Source organism: Blastococcus sp. Marseille-P5729 (assembly GCF_900292035.1).
In the GTDB taxonomy this organism is placed as follows: domain Bacteria; phylum Actinomycetota; class Actinomycetes; order Mycobacteriales; family Antricoccaceae; genus Cumulibacter.
Map to the genome: position 1 here is coordinate 1,269,225 of NZ_OMPO01000001.1, position 15,714 is coordinate 1,284,938.

Annotated in this window: 19 protein-coding genes and 1 riboswitch; all 19 genes read right to left on the minus strand. The window is 68.3% G+C overall.

What is annotated here, in order from left to right; translation table 11 throughout:
• Positions 1-3: 3 nt before the first annotated feature.
• Positions 4-399: a hypothetical protein gene (locus DAA40_RS06285; RefSeq protein WP_158716275.1), complete on the minus strand. Its 396-nt coding sequence runs from the start codon at positions 397-399 to the stop codon at positions 4-6.
• Complete coding sequence (locus tag DAA40_RS06290; RefSeq protein ID WP_106848784.1) at positions 372-1,133, minus strand: amino acid permease; 762 nt, start codon at positions 1,131-1,133, stop codon at positions 372-374. The genes DAA40_RS06285 and DAA40_RS06290 overlap by 28 nt, the downstream gene beginning before the upstream one ends.
• 25 nt (positions 1,134-1,158) lie before the next feature.
• Complete coding sequence (locus DAA40_RS06295) at positions 1,159-1,512, minus strand: VOC family protein (protein ID WP_106848785.1); 354 nt, start codon at positions 1,510-1,512, stop codon at positions 1,159-1,161.
• Positions 1,513-1,825: 313 nt separating this feature from the next.
• Positions 1,826-2,563, minus strand: coding sequence for an SDR family NAD(P)-dependent oxidoreductase (locus tag DAA40_RS06300; RefSeq protein ID WP_106848786.1), 738 nt, complete (start codon positions 2,561-2,563; stop codon positions 1,826-1,828).
• A gap of 11 nt (positions 2,564-2,574) precedes the next feature.
• On the minus strand, positions 2,575-3,606 hold the full coding sequence (fbaA, locus tag DAA40_RS06305; RefSeq protein WP_106848787.1) for a class II fructose-bisphosphate aldolase: 1,032 nt from the start codon (positions 3,604-3,606) through the stop codon (positions 2,575-2,577).
• A gap of 129 nt (positions 3,607-3,735) precedes the next feature.
• Entirely contained in the window at positions 3,736-4,710 is a 975-nt protein-coding gene (locus DAA40_RS06310) for a 1-acyl-sn-glycerol-3-phosphate acyltransferase (protein ID WP_106848788.1), read from the minus strand.
• 10 nt (positions 4,711-4,720) lie between these two features.
• On the minus strand, positions 4,721-5,482 hold the full coding sequence (locus DAA40_RS06315) for a GNAT family N-acetyltransferase (RefSeq protein ID WP_106848789.1): 762 nt from the start codon (positions 5,480-5,482) through the stop codon (positions 4,721-4,723).
• Positions 5,483-5,709: 227 nt separating this feature from the next.
• Positions 5,710-6,945, minus strand: a complete 1,236-nt coding sequence (locus DAA40_RS06320; protein WP_106848790.1) for an ammonium transporter — start codon at positions 6,943-6,945, stop codon at positions 5,710-5,712.
• Between the two features lie 47 nt (positions 6,946-6,992).
• Positions 6,993-8,378, minus strand: a complete 1,386-nt coding sequence (locus DAA40_RS06325) for an FAD-binding oxidoreductase (RefSeq protein ID WP_106849294.1) — start codon at positions 8,376-8,378, stop codon at positions 6,993-6,995.
• Positions 8,375-8,632, minus strand: coding sequence for a hypothetical protein (locus DAA40_RS06330; protein WP_106848791.1), 258 nt, complete (start codon positions 8,630-8,632; stop codon positions 8,375-8,377). The genes DAA40_RS06325 and DAA40_RS06330 overlap by 4 nt, the downstream gene beginning before the upstream one ends.
• A 152-nt stretch (positions 8,633-8,784) precedes the next feature.
• On the minus strand, positions 8,785-9,618 hold the full coding sequence (locus DAA40_RS06335; protein WP_106848792.1) for a LemA family protein: 834 nt from the start codon (positions 9,616-9,618) through the stop codon (positions 8,785-8,787).
• An 82-nt stretch (positions 9,619-9,700) separates the two neighbouring features.
• Positions 9,701-10,234 (minus strand): orotate phosphoribosyltransferase, encoded by a 534-nt coding sequence (gene pyrE / locus DAA40_RS06340; RefSeq protein WP_106848793.1) that lies wholly within the window; start codon positions 10,232-10,234, stop codon positions 9,701-9,703.
• A gap of 97 nt (positions 10,235-10,331) precedes the next feature.
• The gene (locus DAA40_RS16590; RefSeq protein WP_234356255.1) at positions 10,332-10,979 is read right to left on the minus strand and encodes a DUF6596 domain-containing protein; all 648 of its coding nucleotides are present in this window, start codon (positions 10,977-10,979) and stop codon (positions 10,332-10,334) included.
• The gene (locus DAA40_RS16595; protein WP_234356256.1) at positions 10,960-11,478 is read right to left on the minus strand and encodes a sigma factor; all 519 of its coding nucleotides are present in this window, start codon (positions 11,476-11,478) and stop codon (positions 10,960-10,962) included. The genes DAA40_RS16590 and DAA40_RS16595 overlap by 20 nt, the downstream gene beginning before the upstream one ends.
• Before the next feature lie 5 nt (positions 11,479-11,483).
• Positions 11,484-11,891, minus strand: coding sequence for a YciI family protein (locus tag DAA40_RS06350; protein WP_106848794.1), 408 nt, complete (start codon positions 11,889-11,891; stop codon positions 11,484-11,486).
• Between the two features lie 145 nt (positions 11,892-12,036).
• Entirely contained in the window at positions 12,037-12,636 is a 600-nt protein-coding gene (locus DAA40_RS06355; RefSeq protein ID WP_106848795.1) for a fasciclin domain-containing protein, read from the minus strand.
• Between the two features lie 68 nt (positions 12,637-12,704).
• Complete coding sequence (locus tag DAA40_RS06360; protein ID WP_106848796.1) at positions 12,705-13,409, minus strand: hypothetical protein; 705 nt, start codon at positions 13,407-13,409, stop codon at positions 12,705-12,707.
• A gap of 148 nt (positions 13,410-13,557) precedes the next feature.
• Positions 13,558-14,628: an NlpC/P60 family protein gene (locus tag DAA40_RS06365; protein WP_106848797.1), complete on the minus strand. Its 1,071-nt coding sequence runs from the start codon at positions 14,626-14,628 to the stop codon at positions 13,558-13,560.
• 18 nt (positions 14,629-14,646) lie between these two features.
• Positions 14,647-14,805, minus strand: a riboswitch (cyclic di-AMP (ydaO/yuaA leader).
• Positions 14,806-14,937: 132 nt separating this feature from the next.
• Positions 14,938-15,711 (minus strand): SDR family oxidoreductase, encoded by a 774-nt coding sequence (locus tag DAA40_RS06370; RefSeq protein ID WP_199849540.1) that lies wholly within the window; start codon positions 15,709-15,711, stop codon positions 14,938-14,940.
• Positions 15,712-15,714 lie beyond the last annotated feature (3 nt).

The following is a 15,714-nucleotide window of genomic DNA, read 5'->3' on the forward strand; positions in this document are numbered from 1 at the left end:
CGATCAGTACTCGGCGCGGAAGGTCTTGCCGAGGTCTCGCGCCTGCCCGAAATAGTGCCGGAAGTTGTACAGGAGGGGCTGCCAGCGGGTGAGATCGACGTGGTCGGTGCCGGGCACGACGAGGTCCTCTCGCACGAGCACCTGCCGCACCTCGGCCTGCACGATGAAGAACTCGCCGTCGGCCGAGCGGCGGACATCGCCGGCGACCGCCTCGATGCTCACCGGCAGCTCGTGCACGCGGTCAGCGGCGACCGTCTGGGAGCGGACCGCGGTGAGCCCTGCATCGGCGAACTTGTCGTGGCTGGTCCGAAAGGCTGCCCGCTTCGCCTCGGGCACCGGTTCAGCACCGGTGAGCGGCGCGAGCCGTTCCACTAGCTCCCACTCGGCTGGCGATGCCATGCCGATGACGAGGTCTCGTCGCTGCTGCAGGTTGCGGGCGGCATGCGCGAGGTGGTGGATGCCGAGCACGTACGTCCGGCCCAGCTCGACCCGGCGGAGATCGACTTCGGCAGCTCGATCCCGATCGGGCCGAGGAATATCTGCAGGTATGCCGACCAGCCCTGGGCCACGACGCCGGCTCCCAGCCGGAGCTCCAGCAGCAGGTCCCAGCCGATGATCCATGCGACCAGCTCGCCCAGGCTCGCGTAGGAGAACGTGTACGCCGATCCGCTGACGGGAATGGTGGAAGCGAACTCGGCATAGCAGAGCGCGGCAAATCCGCAGCACGCCGCGGCGATGAGGAACGAGATCACGACCGCAGGGCCGGCCTGCGTGCCCGCCGCGCGGCCGGCGACGGTGAAGATCCCGGCACCGATCACGACGCCGACGCCGAACACGGTGAGGTCGAGGGCAGAAAGCCTCTTCTTGAGATGGGCGTAGAGACAGACAGTCGGCTTTCCTTCAGGAGCCGCGAAGCGCGCGATGACCGCGGGCTTGCCGCCCGCCTCCACAATCTGCGCGTCCTGACAGCCGGCCTCCCTCAACAGCCGGGCCACCTCCTGGGCCGAGTCCCGGACCCGGTCGTCATGGGTGGAAAGGGAGCTGATCGACTCGATCGCCACGAGCGCCTTGAGATCCTCGATGGTCTGCGGCAGGACGCGAGCCACGGCGTCCCTGACGGTCTGGGTGTCCATATGCCCACCCTACGAATCTGCCAGTTCAGCGGCTCAGCGGGCTGTAGAAGACCAGCCCGTTGCCCTTGTTGTCGTAGACCACGGCGCGGCGCTCGTGCGCGTCGTCGTACGGGTCCTTCACGACCGCGCCCCCGGAATCGACGATCGCCTTGGCCGCGGCGTCGACGTCCGAGGTCTTGATGCCGACGACGACCTGCCCCGGGATCGGATGATCGACCGCGGTCGCGAGCGCGATCGTCACCGATCCGCCGTCTATCGCCGCGTAGTGGGCGCCGTCGCGGAACTTCAGCTTCATGCCCAGGGTCTCGGTGTAGAACGCGATTGAGGCATCCAGGTCGTCGGTGCTCAGCAGGACCTGCCGGACGTCGTAGTCGCTCATGACGGGGTTCTCCTTCTACTCGGTGGTGTCCCTTCACGGACCCTACGCCGGACCCTTTCACGCCGGAGGGCCCGGACGCCGCGAGCGGGCTTTCCCGGTGCAAGCGGGGATAAAAGCCCTCCCGCAGCCCACGACCCCTCCCGCAGCCCACAACCCCGCGCGTGGCCAACAAGCCCTCCTGGGGCAGGAGTGTGACGTCAACTTCCGCAACGAAACCAAGGCGTAGTCACCCGGCCCACGACGTACGAAGGCCCCGCACGTGATGCGCGGGGCCTTCGTCGTCCCAGCCGCCGGCGGCGGCGCGGACCGTTAATTACATGGCCAGGCCACCGTCGACCGGCAGCACAGTTCCGGTGATGTACCCGGCCTCCTCCGAGGCGAGGAATCCGATGGCCGCGGCGATCTCCTCCGGCTCGGCGAACCGGCCGATCGGGATCCCGGCGGCGATCTCACCGAGCTTGTCCTCCGGGATGGAGGCGACCATGCGGGTCTTGGCGTTGGGCGAGATCGCGTTGACCGTGACGCCGAAGCGAGCGAGCTCCTTGGCGGTCGTCTTGGTGAACCCGACGATGCCGGCCTTCGCCGTCGCGTAGTTGGCCTGGCCGGTGTTGCCGTGCAGGCCGGTGTACGACGTGACGTTGATGATGCGGCCGTACTCCTGCTTGCGGAAGTGTGGGACCGCCGCGCGGGTGAAGCGGAAGGTGCCACCGGCGTGCACCGACAGCACCTGGTCCCACTGCTCGTCGGTCATCTTCCACACGACGGTGTCGCGCAGAATGCCAGCGTTGTTGACGATGACGTCGATGCTGCCGGTCTCCTCGACGACCTGGCCCACCAGCGCCTCGACCTGTTCGGTGCTGCTCACGTCGACTGGGAAGCCGTGGGCGCCGATCTCGTCGGCGGCCTTCTTCAGCTCGTCGGCGTCGAAGTCGCACATGTACGTGCGGGCGCCGGCGTCCTGGAAGAAACGCGCCACCTCCAGGCCGATTCCGCGCGCAGCGCCGGTCACGATGACCGAGCGGTTGGTGAAGTCGAACTTGACGTTGCCCATGCTGCGATTCCTTACTTCGAGACCGAGGTACCGGTGGAGCCGAGATCGGCGCAGGCCTGCACGACGCGCTCACTCATCGCGGCCTCAGCCTTCTTCATGTACGAACGCGGGTCGTACACCTTCTTGTTGCCGACCTCCCCGTCGACCTTCAGGACGCCATCGTAGTTCTGGAACATGTGGGTCACGATCGGGCGGGAGAAGGCGTACTGGGTGTCGGTATCGACGTTCATCTTCACGACGCCGTACGAGACGGCGTCCTTGATGTCCTGCTCCTCGGAACCCGAGCCACCGTGGAAGACCAGGTCGAACGGCTTGTCGTTGCCGCCGCCGAGCTTCTCTGCCGCCGCCTTCTGGCCTTCACGCAGCACTTCGGGCCGCAGCTTCACGTTGCCGGGCTTGTAGACGCCGTGGACGTTACCGAAGGTCGCGGCCAGCAGGTAGCGGCCGTTCTCACCGGAGCCGAGCGCCTCGAGGGTCTTCAGGAAATCATCGTTGGTGGTGTAGAGCTTGTCGTTGATCGCGTTCTCGACGCCGTCCTCCTCACCACCGACGACACCCACCTCGACCTCGAGGATGATGTTGGCCTTCTTGCACTCGGCAAGCAGGTCCTTGGCGATCTCCAGGTTCTCCTCGAGCGGCACGGCGGAGCCGTCCCACATGTGCGACTGGAACAGCGGGTTCTGGCCGTTCGCGACGCGGTCCTGGCTGATCTTCAGCAGCGGGCGGACGTAGGTGTCGAGCTTGTCCTTCGGGCAGTGGTCGGTGTGCAGCGCGATGTTGACGCCGTACTTCTCGGCGACCACGTGCGCGAACTCGGCAAGCGCGACCGCGCCGGTCACCATGTCCTTCACGCCCAGGCCGGAGCCGAACTCGGCGCCGCCGGTGGAGAACTGCACGATGCCGTCGGACCCTGCGTCGGCAAAGCCCTTGATGGCGGCGTTGATGGTCTCAGAGGAGGTGCAGTTGATGGCGGGGTAGGCGAACCCCTCCTTCTTGGCGCGATCGAGCATCTGCGCGTAGACCTCGGGAGTAGCGATAGGCATGGGTTCTCCTTGACGGGGTAGACGACTCTGTCCGCTACCCTCACCCTATTGCGCCCGGCCCCGGGAGTCAGCACGCCCGTCCGTGGCTCTGCCCACCCGACCCAGCGGTCGCCGGGGCCCGGTGACGCCCTAGGCCGCTCCTGCCTTGCGTACGGCCGGCTTCTCGACCGGCGGCAGGCTCTCCAGCTCCGCGAGCGGGTCGCTGAGCACCGGCAGCTCGATGCGCGCCGCCTGGCAGGTGGCCGGTCGCAGGTGGGCCTCCCACTCGCCGACCGTCTGGTCGAGAGCCGTGGCGATCGACTCGGCGGCGGCGGTCCGCAACGCCTTGCGGTCGTCGATGGGACGGACGTGCTTGGGCATGATCCGCGGCAGGATCTCGATCCGAAGTGTCAGTCCGCGCTGACTGATGATTGCCTTGATCGAGTCGAGCAACGGTTGCTCGCCGACGTACGCCCCGGCCGTCGTGATCTCGCCGTTCCGGTCGAGCCAGGAGAAGGCGACAGGCTGGACCGGCACGCCGACGTCGATCGCGGCTTGGAACATCGCGGGAAAGAGGGGTGCCATGCCCCGCCCGCACGTTGTCGTCGCCTCGGGGAAGGTTGCGACGACCTCTCCGGCACGCATACGGCGGCCCACCTCCTTGCGCACCTCGTCGACCGCTCGGTAGTTCTCGCGGTCGATGAAGATCGTGCCGGCCGCCTTGGCGACGTCCCCGATGAGCGGCCACTGGCCGATCTCCTTCTTCGAGACCATCGTCACCGGCTGTACCGCGCCGTACGCCATGACATCCAGCCAGGAGACGTGATTGCCCACGACCAGCACCGGCTCGCCGCGGTCGGCGAAGGTGCGTCGTACGCCGACGATGTCGAGCTCGATGCCGCAGGCCTCGATGAGCCGCCGGTAGGTGCGCGCGACGTAGGCGGGCGTCCTGCGGCGTCGCCGCAGGCGATCGGTCGTGCTGCGCAGCGCGATCCCGCACATGCCGACGATGAGCACCTGCAGGATGGCGAGGACCCGGCGCGCCATGAGCGCGAGCCCGGCCTCGTGGCGTCGAGTGATCCCCTGACGTGCGCAGAGGTGGGGGCAGGACTCGAAGCGCGGCATGGCGGGTCTCCTACTGTCCGGTGAATCGCGCGACGACGCGGGGGTCGACGGTCTGCATGTCGAGCAGGATGTACAGGTCCGCGGTGTTGAACTCGGGATCGTACGATGGCTCGCCGAGGACGCGCGCACCGAGCTTGAGGTAGGCCCGCAGCAGAGGCGGCATCTTGGTGCGCAGCGGGTCCGGGTAGCGCTCGTACTGCCAGGCGGTGTGCGGTGTGACAGCAAGCTCGGCCGGGCCGGCGTGCCGGGCGAGCGCCTGGCGCACGATCGAGGCGGCGTTGCCCTTGCCCTCGTTCAGGTAGATGGACGCGCAGCCGCCGAGATAGCGGTGCCCGGACAGCAGCATGTAGCGAGCCAGCCCCGACCACAGCAGGCTCACGACGGCGCCGTTGCGGTGGGCGGGGTCCACGCAGGAGCGCCCGACCTCCACCAGCGCGGGGGCGATGCCACGTAGGTTGTCGAGGTCGAACTCCGTCGAGGAGTAGGAGCGGCCCAGCTTCGCGGCCGCGGTCGGCGGGAAGATCCGGTAGGTGCCGACCACGTCCCCGGTGTGATCGTCGCGCACCATGAGGTGGTCACAGTGGGCATCCCACTCGTCGACGTCGCGGCCGCCGGTGGGGGTGATCTGCGCACCCATCTCCTCGGCGAACACGCGATAGCGCAGCCGCAGCGCGAGCTCGGCCTCGGGTCCGGGAGGAACGATCTGCAGGGAGTAGGTGGTCTGCGGTGCAGCGGTCTGCGCGGGGCTTGCTACCCGAAGCGAGGTTGCCATGCGGTAAGGATGCGGCCCAGACCTCCTGCTTCAGCCGACCTGACGGTTACGTGCGCATGACGCTTTGACGAATCGCTGTAATTCACAAAGATCGAATCTCTGGAACGCAGATAGATCTGTATCGATGTATTCGCCGATCGGCCGGACGACCACCGACCTGGACTCGCGAGCGAGGGAGAGCGGGTCCAGGTCGGTGGGGCCGGCGGGCGGTCGAAGGTTCCCCGGCTCTATTCCGAGGCACTCCCTTGTGCCGGTCCTTCGATCGTTTCCGCAGCGGGAGGGTTGGCCGGCCCCTTGGCTGCGAGCAGCGCGGAGATCCGGTCGTGCGAGCTCATCGCCTCCTCGGCGGCGTCGGAGCGGGCGATCGACTGCGAGACCGCGGTGCTGGGCGAATCGGTCACATAAGCAGTCTCGCCGTGCATCACGATGTCGATTCCCTCGATCTCCGTCTGCTCATCGACACGGATCCCGATGGTCCGGCTGAGCACCGTGGCGATGACGAAGGAGACCACGAAGCAGTAGGCGATGACGACGGTGGCCGCAATCGCCTGGCGGCCCAGCAGGTCCAGGCCACCACCGTAGAACAGACCGGTTCCGCCATTGGGTGCCGCCGGGTCGGCGAGGAAGCCGATCAGCAGCATGCCGATCAGGCCACCGACGAGATGGATGCCGACGACGTCAAGGGCGTCGTCGTAGCCGAAGCGGTGCTTGAGCGAGATCGCGAAGAAGCAGACGACGCCCGGGATGAGGCCGACGACGAGAGCGCCGAGCGGGCTCACCGCACCGGCCGCCGGGGTGATGGAGACCAGGCCGGCGATCAGGCCCGACATCGCACCGAGAAGGGTGGCCCGGCCCTCGCGAACCTTCTCGATCACCAGCCAGCCGAGCACACCCGCGCATGCTGCGACGCACGTGTTGTAGACGGCCACGCCGGCGGTATGTCCTGCGGCCAGGGCAGAGCCGCCGTTGAACCCGAACCATCCGAAGAACAGGATCCCGGCACCGAGCGCCGTCAATGGAAGGTTGTGCGGACGGGGTTGGCGTGGGAACCCGAGGCGCTTGCCGAGCACGATCGCAAGAGCCAGTCCTGCGACGCCTGCGTTGATGTGGACCGCGGTTCCACCAGCGAAGTCGATCGCCTGCAGCTTGTTGGCGATCCAGCCGCCGATGACCGTGCCGTCTGCGCTGTCGAAGGCGAACACCCAGTGCGCGACGGGGAAGTAGACCAGCAGCGCCCAGAGGCCTGCGAACCACATCCAGGCCCCGAACTTCATCCGGTCCGAGACCGAGCCACAGATGAGCGCCACGGTGATGCCGGCGAATAGCAGCTGAAGTCGCGAACTGGGTCCTTGGTGCCGGGATTGCGCATATGTAGGGGATGCGCGGCGCCTTAGATCTGGAGCCGCAGCCAGCGGCCACGACGGATCGTACATCGGGTTGAACTGCCCGCCCGAGCCGAACATGCCGCGGACGTGAGCGCAGCGGATTCATCGGACCTCCGGCGGGTGCGTCAGAAGAGCTTGCCGGGGTTGAGGATTCCCTGCGGATCGAGCGCGTCCTTGATCTGGCGATGCACCCGCAGCCCGAGCTCGCCGATCTCCTTGGCGAGGAAGCCCTGCTTGATCGAGCCGACGCCATGCTCCCCGGTGATGGTCCCGCCCATCGAGAGGCCGAGGTCGAGGATGCGTCCGAAGGCGTCCTTGGCGCGCTCGTACTCGGCGTCGTCACCGGGGGTGAAGCAGATCGTCGGGTGCATGTTGCCGTCGCCGGCATGCCCGCAGGTGCCGATCATCGTGTCGGTGTCGAGACCGATCTGCTCGCAGCCGACGAGGAACTCGGCCATCCGCGAGCGCGGTACGGCGACATCGTCCACGAGGGAGCCGCCCTTATATGCCTCGAGCGCAGGCAGCGCCTGCCGGCGCGCGAACAGCAGCATCGCGCCCTCCTCGGCGTCGTCCGTGCGGTGCAGCTCGGTTGCTCCGGCGTCTCGGCAGTGCTTCTCGATCGCGGCCATCTCACGCTCGGCCCGCTCGCCCCCGCTGTCGGACTGCGCCAGCAGCAGCGCCTTGGTCGACAGATCCAGACCCATTCGGTGCGCCTTCTCGACGGCCATCAGAGCGGTGCCGTCCATTATCTCCAGGAGGGAGGGCACGAGTCCGTCGTCGATCATCGCCTGGACGGCGGCTCCGGCGTGGAAGAGGTCGGCAAACGAAGCGACGAGCGTGGCCGGCGGCTCCGGCAAAGGGCGCAGCATGAGCGTCGCCTCGGTGATGACGCCCAGCGTGCCCTCGGCGCCGACGAACACCCGCGCCAGGTCGTAACCCGCGACCCCCTTGACGGTGCGGCGTCCGGTACGCAGCACCTCGCCGTTCGCCAGGACGACCTCCAGACCCATGACGAAGTCGGTGGTAACGCCGTACTTCACGCAGCACAACCCACCGGCGTTGGTGGAGAGGTTGCCGCCGAGCGTGCACCAGTCGTACGAGCTGGGATCCGGCGGGTAGAACAGCCCGTACGGCTCGAGCGCCTTGCGGAAGTCGAGGTTGACCACACCGGGCTGAACACGGGCATAGCGGTCGAGATGGTTGATCTCGAGGATCTGGTTCATCTTCGCCAGCGACAGCACGATCGAGTCCATCGTGGCGTTCGATGACCCCGCAAGGCCGCTGCCGGCCCCCCTCGGATGCACCGGAACGCCGTACCGCGCCGCCGTCTTGATGACCGTCACGACGTCGTCGGTGTCGCGGGCGTGCACCACCGCGGCCGGTTGCTCGCTCGGTGCCAGCATCGCCATGTCGCGCGAGTAGGCGACGGTCACGTCGGGATCGGTGACGAGGACGTCGTCTGGCAGATCCCGCTTCAGGTCGGCCAGCGCGGCCTGGATGTCGAAACTCATTGCGCGCACTGGGTGAACTCGGACTCGGGCAAGATGACCTCCTGGCCGAAGAAAGTGCACTGGCAGGTCTGCGCGCACTCTGTGAGCTGGTCGCGCTGCCACCAGACCAGTCCGGCGAGCACCAGCACCGCGGCGATCATGACGAGCTTCGTGATCATCTTGGTGATGATCGCGGCGAACAGGATCGCCAGCAGCACCAGCACGCCGATGACGATCAGCGACACCGTCTGCACAGTGTTGATGTCGAGGGACATGCGCCTACCCTAACCGCGGGCCCTGCCCCGGTGCTGGACCGTTCGACGTCCGCCCGAACCGTTATGCTGCGCCACTTTCGGGCAATGGCGCCCGGAAACAGAACAACACAACCGTCCTGTCGCGGACGGTTGTGTTGTGAAGAGTCGTTTCGCTAGCGGGTGGGTGGCTGCGTCGGCGGCGGCCCCTGCTGGGGTCCGCCGAGCTGACTGCCGTCGGGCTGGCCCGCGCCCCACTGGCCGCCGGCCTGCTGGGGGTCGGATTGCGGGGTCTCCCACTGCTGCCGCACCTGCGGCTGCGACTGGGGAAGCTCCGGCTGGGCGGTCGCGCGGCCGGGAACGAAGGCGCCCTCCGGGCCGGGCTGCCGGTAGACGTCCCGGTCGGACGGGCCGCTGCCGGTCAGCGTGGAGAAGTCGGCGCGGACGGCGTCCCGCGCGCCGATGTCGTCGAGCTCGAAGTACTGCTCCTTCTTGAACCCGAAGATGTTGGCGATGATGTTCGAGGGGAAGGAGTCGACGCGGGTGTTCAGCGCGCGCACGTTGCCGTTGTAGAACCGGCGTCCGGCGGCGATGCGGTCCTCGGTGTCGGTCATCTCATGCTGGAGGTTGAGGAAGTTCTGGTTCGACTGCAGCGTCGGGTAGTTCTCCGCCAGCGCGAACAGCCGCCCCAGTGAGCCGGACAGCTGCTTCTCGGCGTGGGCCTGCGCCTCGGGTGTGCGCCCGGGCGTGTCATGCACCTGGACGGCGTTGGCGCGCGCCTGCACGACCGACTCGAACACCTGGCGCTCGTGCGAGGCGAAGGCCTTCACGGTCTCGATCAGGTTCGGGATCAGGTCATAACGCCGCTTGAGCTCGACATCGATCTGGCGCCACGACTCGGCAACCAGATTGCGTTGCGAGACGAAGCGGTTGTACATCGCCACGACGGCGACCGCCGCGATGGCCAGGATAGCCAGGACGACGATCAGGATGATGACACCAGTGCTCACGTCGGAGCCTCCTTGCTCGGGTCAGGTGCTTCCACCGTAGTCGACCGGCCTCGCGGCGCGGGCATCATGCGGCGGGTTCGATTCAGACTGAGAGGTGGTCCATGGTGTACGCCGAGCGCAGCTGCAAGCCGGCGTCCTCGATGGCGGGCCGCGCTCCGCGGTCGACGATGAGCGCCACGCCGACGACCTCGGCACCGGCCTCCCGCAGCGCCTCGACCGCCTGCAGCACCGAGCCTCCGGTGGTCGAGGTGTCGTCGACCGCCAGCACCCGTCGTCCCTCGACCCCTGGTCCTTCGACGCGGCGCTGCATGCCGTGCTTCTTCTGCTCCTTGCGGACGACGCACGCATCCAGCGCCCGGCCCTGGGCCGCCGCGGCGTGCAGCATCGCGGTAGCCACCGGATCGGCGCCGAGCGTCAGACCGCCGACCACGTCGTACTCGAGGTCGCTGGTGGCCTCCAGCAGCACCTTGCCAACCAGCGGCGCCGCCTCATGGTGCAGCGAGATGCGCCGTAGGTCGACGTACCAGTCGGCCTCCTTGCCGCTGGAGAGCACCACCTTGCCGCGAACGACGGCGATCTCGTTGATCAGCTGCAGCAGACGGTCACGATCAGCCACGTGTCTCTCCCAGTTCGAACGGTCCGCTTCAACCTATCCGACCACCTGCGGTGGGTTTCACCGCGCTACAACGAGGCAGAACCCACCGCATCTGGGATCAGAACGACGCTGCTCGGAGATCAGCGGCACGGCGGGCGAGATAATCGCGCTCAGCGGACGACGTCGCCAGTGCGGCCGCCTCGGCGTACAGTTGCGCGGCTGTGGCGTGATCGCCCGCCTTCTCGTGCAGGTACGCGGACGCGGCGGCGTACCGCGGCAGCTTCGGGTCGAGCCCGGCGAGCGCCGCCAGCCCGGCGCGGGCACCGTCGGCCTCCCCGACCGCGACCGCCCGGTTCAACGCGACGACCGGCGAGCCGGTGAGGGCGAGCAGCTCGTCGTACCACTCGACGATCTGGACCCAGTCGGTCTGCTCGGCGGCCGGTGCGTCCGCGTGCAGCGCCGCGATCGCCGCTTGTGCCTGGTACTCGCCGAGCCGGTCACGGGCGAGCGCGGCCTGCAGTATCTCGATGCCCTCGGCGATCATGCCGGTGTCCCAGAGCGACCGGTCCTGGTTCGCGAGCGGGATGAGCCCGCCCGACCGATCTCGTCGGGCCGGACGGCGCGCATGGTGCAGCAGCATCAGGGTGAGCAACCCGTGCACCTCAGGCTCGTCGGCCAGCAGCGCCAGCTGCCGGGTCAGCCGGATGGCTTCGGCGGCGAGATCGACCGCGCCAGAGTGACCCTCGTTAAACAGCAGGTACAGCACCCTGAGCACAGTGCCCGCGTCCCCCGGCTGATCGAGCCGGACCTCGCGCAACCGCCGCTTGGCGCGGGCGGCTTAACCGCTGCGCCATCGTGGCCTCGGGCACGAGATATGCCTCGGCGATCTGAGCCGTCGTGAGGCCGGCCACCGCCCGCAAGGTGAGCGCGGTCGCGCTCGCGGGCGTCAGCGCGGGGTGTGCGCACAGGAAGTAGAGCCACAGCGTGTCATCCCGGCCGGAGATCGGTTCGGGCTCGCGCTCCAGCTCGATCCGCTCCTCGCGGGCGCGACGGGCTTTGTCGCTACGGAGCGAGTCGAGGAACCTACGCCACGCCACCGCGATCAACCAGCCCTTGACATCGCGCGGCGGATCGGAGTCCCACGTCTCGATTGCCCGGACCAGCGCGGCCTGGACGGCGTCCTCGGCCGACGCGAAATCGACGCCGCGCCGGACGAGGATGCCGATCACCTCGGGGATGAGCTCCCTCAGTCCCGTGGTGTCCACCGGTGTCAGTCGGTGACGGTCGGGGGCTCGGACATGATCGGACGCAGCTCGAGCCACTCGCCCACCGGCTTTCCCCCGGCGCCCGGGGCCGCCGAGAGCTCGCCGGCCAGCTCGACCGCGCGCTCGTACGATTCGACGTCGATCACCATCCACCCCGCGATGAGGTCCTTGGTCTCCGCGAACGGCCCGTCGGTCACCGGGGACCTTCCGGCGCCGTCGAACCGTACCCACACGCCGTCCATCGACAGGGCCTCTCCGGAGACGAACTCCCCGGTGCCGCGCAATCGCTGCTCGAACTCACGCATGTACTGCACGTGATCGTCGAACTCGCCCTGGGACCACTGGTCCATGGGTACGTCGTTCACCGCCGGCTTGCCGCCGCGGTAGTGCTTCAGCAGTAGGTACTTCGCCATGACGTTCTCCTCCGGTTCGTGCAAGCCATCGTGCTCGCCTCACCCCTGGGACGGCGCAGTGCGCGGGATCTCGACATCCCACCCGCGGTGGGTTTCACCTCGCTATGGTGAGGCAGAACGTACCGCAGGCGGTGAAAGGGTGGGGTCAGGACGGCGGGAGCAGCAGGCGGTCGGTGAGGTAGAGATATCCGCCGTCGAAGGGAATCGCTGAGCAGACGACGCTCGCGGCGCTGTTGATCCGTATCTCCTCCCCCGCTTGGACGACCGACATCGTGACGTTCGGACCTCGGAACGTGGCCAGCGACTTCGCCTCGCCGGCGACGATGTCCTGCGGCAGCACCGTCTGCGCGACCAGGGCGTACTCGACCACGCCTTGCTGAACCGCCGGGTCGGCGAGCGACTGCGCAGTCGGCTCATCGAGCGCCTGCCAAGCGGTGTCCACCGGCACGAACGCCGTCACACCGTCGAGCGCGTTGAGTTTCTTCGCTCGCTCGGGATCGCCAGTCGCATAGCCGGTGAAACCAGTGGCGACCGGGAGGGCCTGCAACGCATCGACGAAGGTGAGTTCGGACAGGTCGCCCAGGTCGCCGGCTCCCGCGCATCCCGCACCAGACGGCGGCGGAGCCGTGGTCGAGGCCGCGCTCGTGCTGGTCTGGTCGGACGACGAACTCTCTCCCGGACCACTGCACCCGGCCAGCGCGACGGCGAGCACTGTGACCACGAGTGCGCGTCGTACGGCGGGCATCGCTCGGCTCCGATCAGGTTGACTGGTCCCTTCACGGTAGGCGCCCGAACGCGCGGGACGACGGAGGCTCAGCGGCCGATGACGAACTTGGGCAGCTGATCGATCACCGCATCCAGGTAGGCGAGGTCGCGGTCCACCTGGTCGAGGTCGATCTTGCCGCCGACCGTGTAGCCGATGTACCGGCCGTTGATGACGAACCCCGGCGCGTCGGTGTGCAGCATCCACTGCATGAATCGCGGGTGCAGGACGTCGTACGCGAACCGGCGATCGCCCTTGACGCGGTACTCCCGATTGAAGTCGTCTGACTCGAGTTCGATGTCCTTGGCGCCCATGCGTCGCGCAGCGCGACCGAAGATTCCTTCCTTGCCCACATCGAGCCGCGGCAAGGAGCGCGGCAGCTCGGTGACGGTGACACGGACCGTGTGGGTGCGTCGTTCCTTGCCCGAACCGGTGACCCACTCATGCTCGAAGATCGCGATGGCGCGGCCCTCGTGGACCCCGGTCATCGCGTGGCGTCCCTTGTGGGCCCGTCCACTGCCGTGCGGGTAGCCCAGGTCGAGATGTACCCAGCGATCGTCGCGCTTGGCGTAGGTGAGAGAACGGGCGGCCGCGAACTTTTGGATCCTCTCCTGGCGTTTCTTCTCCAGCACGACGCCGATGATCACCAGCGCCCCGAGGACCACGAACCATAGCCAGGTCCACCCGTGGATGCCGGTGCTCAGCGGTGCGGTATCGGCCAGCCGCGCTACTCTCTCCGCTGCCGGGTCCTGCACGGGTTCCTCCGTTTGTCGCGGGTGCGTTCTGCTGCTTCTGACGGCGCCCGCGTAAGGCGGTTCCCGCGCACGGGCTAGGACGCCGACCGCATCAATCCGGTCCGCGCGGAGGGTGGCGCGGCTGCCCGGCGTCCGACCGGGGTTCGTCTCAGACCAGGCGCTTGGCGACGGTGAAGTTCATGTAGCCCATCGGCATGGTGCGCACCGGCGAGCCGAACGTCGGTGCGTGGACGACGGTACCGTTGCCGATGTAGATCGCGACGTGACCCGGGGCGAAGACCAAGTCGCCGGGCTGCAGCTGGCTGAACGGGACGGTCGTGCCGTAGCCGCGCTGAGCGGACGACGAGTGCGGCAGGCTGATGCCGATCTGCTTGTAGGCCATCATCGTCAGGCCTGAGCAGTCGTAGCCGTTGGGGCCGCTGCCGCCCCAGACGTAGGGCTTGCCGCGCTGGGACATCGCCCAGGACACGACCGTGGAGGCCGAGCCGGAGGAGGCCGCGGCCGGTTGGGCTGCGGCTTCGGTGGCGGCAGCAGCCTGCGGGTTCGCGGCGGCCTGCTGAGCCTCCTCGGTGTCGCCACCCTGGGCGGCCTCGAGCGCGGCGCGCTCCTGCTCGGTGAGCGTGGCGAGCTTCTCCTCGAGCTTGGGGATCTCGGCCTCGATCTGGGCCTTCTTCTCGGAGATCGTCGCGGCGGCCTGCGCGGCGGCGGCCTGCGCGGCGTCGATCTGCTCCTTCGCGGCCTGGGTGGCGGCCTCGGCGTCGGAGAGGGTGAGGATCTTCTCGTCGTTGTAGGCATCGACGTGCTGCTTGGCGTTGGCCTTGTCGATGAAGTCGGACGGCGACTCGCCGACCAGCAGCAGGACGCTCGCAGGCAGCGTCCCGGACTTGTACTGCTCGGCGCCCATCGCCGCGACCTGGTCCTTGGCGGTAGCGAGGTCGGCCTCGGCGGCGGCGAGCTTGGCCTCGGCGTCCGCCTTTGCGGCGTTCTGCTTCTCGAGCTCGAGCTTGGCGTCGAGGTACTCCTCGTTGACCTGGGTGAGCTCTTCCTGCTTTTCAGCGACCTGCTGGGCGACGTCCGCGGCGGTCTCGGAACTACTGGCAGGGGCGCTGGAGCTGGACTCGGAGGCGGGGTCGGCGTACGACGGTCCGGCCACACCGAGCAGCGTGATCAGGGCGGTAGCGGCCGACGCGGCCAGGAGGTGCTTCTTCGAGGGCGCCATTGGCGGGGCCGCTCTCCTTCTTCCACTCAGCCGCCTACCGGGTTAGCTGACGGGTTCGGGCTTGGAAGGTTGCCCTACCGCTGCAGGCAGCGGATTCACCCCCGGGATCCCCCTGAGTGGTTCCCCGGCACCTCGCCAGCCGGGGCCGGTGGGCGAGAGTCTCGGCGGTGTCCTACCCGTCGGTCGGGCGACCGTCTAGGTGGCAGGACGTCAACACACTACCCTCGTGACCTGTTCGTGACAATCCTGGTCCGGCTGCGTGTGGACGTTGCGTCCGAGGACTTCGTCACACGCCTGCAAGCGGGCGGCTCAGGCCCGGTCGACGACGCGCGACGAGGCTGCAAGGACCCGCCGTAGCAGCGGCCGGGGCACGACGCGAGCGAGGTTCATCGCGACCTTGTAGCGGGTGGACGGCACGCTGCGGGTGCGCCCGATCGCCAGGTCCTGCAGGGACGCACGGACGACGTCCTGGGCGCGCAGCCAGGCCCACGACGGGATCCAGTCGGTGTCCATCCGGATGCGCTGGTGGAACTCGGTGCGCACGAACCCGGGGAAGACCGCCATCGCCTTGACACCAGTCCCCTGGGTCTTGACCGCGATCGACTCAGTCAGCGCAGCGACGTACGCCTTGCTGGCGCTGTAGCCGGGACCGGTGTCACTGGGGGTGTACGCCGCGACCGAAGAGACGTTGACGATCGCCCCACGGTCGCGGTCCAGCATTCCGGGCAGCGCGGCATGGCACAGCCGCATGACGGCGGTGACGTTGAGGGCGAGCATTGCCTGCTCGGTCCGCGGCTCGGAGCTCACGAACTCCCCCGGCGTCCCGACCCCGGCGTTGTTGACGAGCATGCCGACGTCCCGGCGACGCGCCCGCTCGCACACCCGCTCGAGGTCGGCGGCATCGGCAAGGTCGGCGATCATCACCTCGGCGTCCCGGCCGGTCTCGCGCACGCGTTCCGCGACGCTCTCGAGCGCGCTCGCGGTGCGGCCGACCAGCACGAGGTCGTAGCCGAGCTCGGCGAGCTGGACGGCGTACTGCTCGCCCAGACCGGACGACGCGCCGGTGACGATCGCCGTCGACATCGG

Coding starts and splice junctions, on each gene's coding strand:
- DAA40_RS06295 (WP_106848785.1), bottom strand. CDS start 1,512: ATGAGCGACTACGACGTCCGGCAGGTCCTGCTGAGCACCGACGACCTG.
- DAA40_RS06285 (WP_158716275.1), bottom strand. CDS start 399: ATGGCATCGCCAGCCGAGTGGGAGCTAGTGGAACGGCTCGCGCCGCTC.
- DAA40_RS06355 (WP_106848795.1), bottom strand. CDS start 12,636: ATGCCCGCCGTACGACGCGCACTCGTGGTCACAGTGCTCGCCGTCGCG.
- DAA40_RS06320 (WP_106848790.1), bottom strand. CDS start 6,945: ATGTTCGGCTCGGGCGGGCAGTTCAACCCGATGTACGATCCGTCGTGG.
- DAA40_RS06350 (WP_106848794.1), bottom strand. CDS start 11,891: ATGGCGAAGTACCTACTGCTGAAGCACTACCGCGGCGGCAAGCCGGCG.
- DAA40_RS06310 (WP_106848788.1), bottom strand. CDS start 4,710: ATGCCGCGCTTCGAGTCCTGCCCCCACCTCTGCGCACGTCAGGGGATC.
- DAA40_RS06290 (WP_106848784.1), bottom strand. CDS start 1,133: ATGGACACCCAGACCGTCAGGGACGCCGTGGCTCGCGTCCTGCCGCAG.
- DAA40_RS06365 (WP_106848797.1), bottom strand. CDS start 14,628: ATGGCGCCCTCGAAGAAGCACCTCCTGGCCGCGTCGGCCGCTACCGCC.
- DAA40_RS06315 (WP_106848789.1), bottom strand. CDS start 5,482: ATGGCAACCTCGCTTCGGGTAGCAAGCCCCGCGCAGACCGCTGCACCG.
- DAA40_RS06325 (WP_106849294.1), bottom strand. CDS start 8,378: ATGAGTTTCGACATCCAGGCCGCGCTGGCCGACCTGAAGCGGGATCTG.
- DAA40_RS06330 (WP_106848791.1), bottom strand. CDS start 8,632: ATGTCCCTCGACATCAACACTGTGCAGACGGTGTCGCTGATCGTCATC.
- DAA40_RS06370 (WP_199849540.1), bottom strand. CDS start 15,711: ATGTCGACGGCGATCGTCACCGGCGCGTCGTCCGGTCTGGGCGAGCAG.
- fbaA (WP_106848787.1), bottom strand. CDS start 3,606: ATGCCTATCGCTACTCCCGAGGTCTACGCGCAGATGCTCGATCGCGCC.
- DAA40_RS06300 (WP_106848786.1), bottom strand. CDS start 2,563: ATGGGCAACGTCAAGTTCGACTTCACCAACCGCTCGGTCATCGTGACC.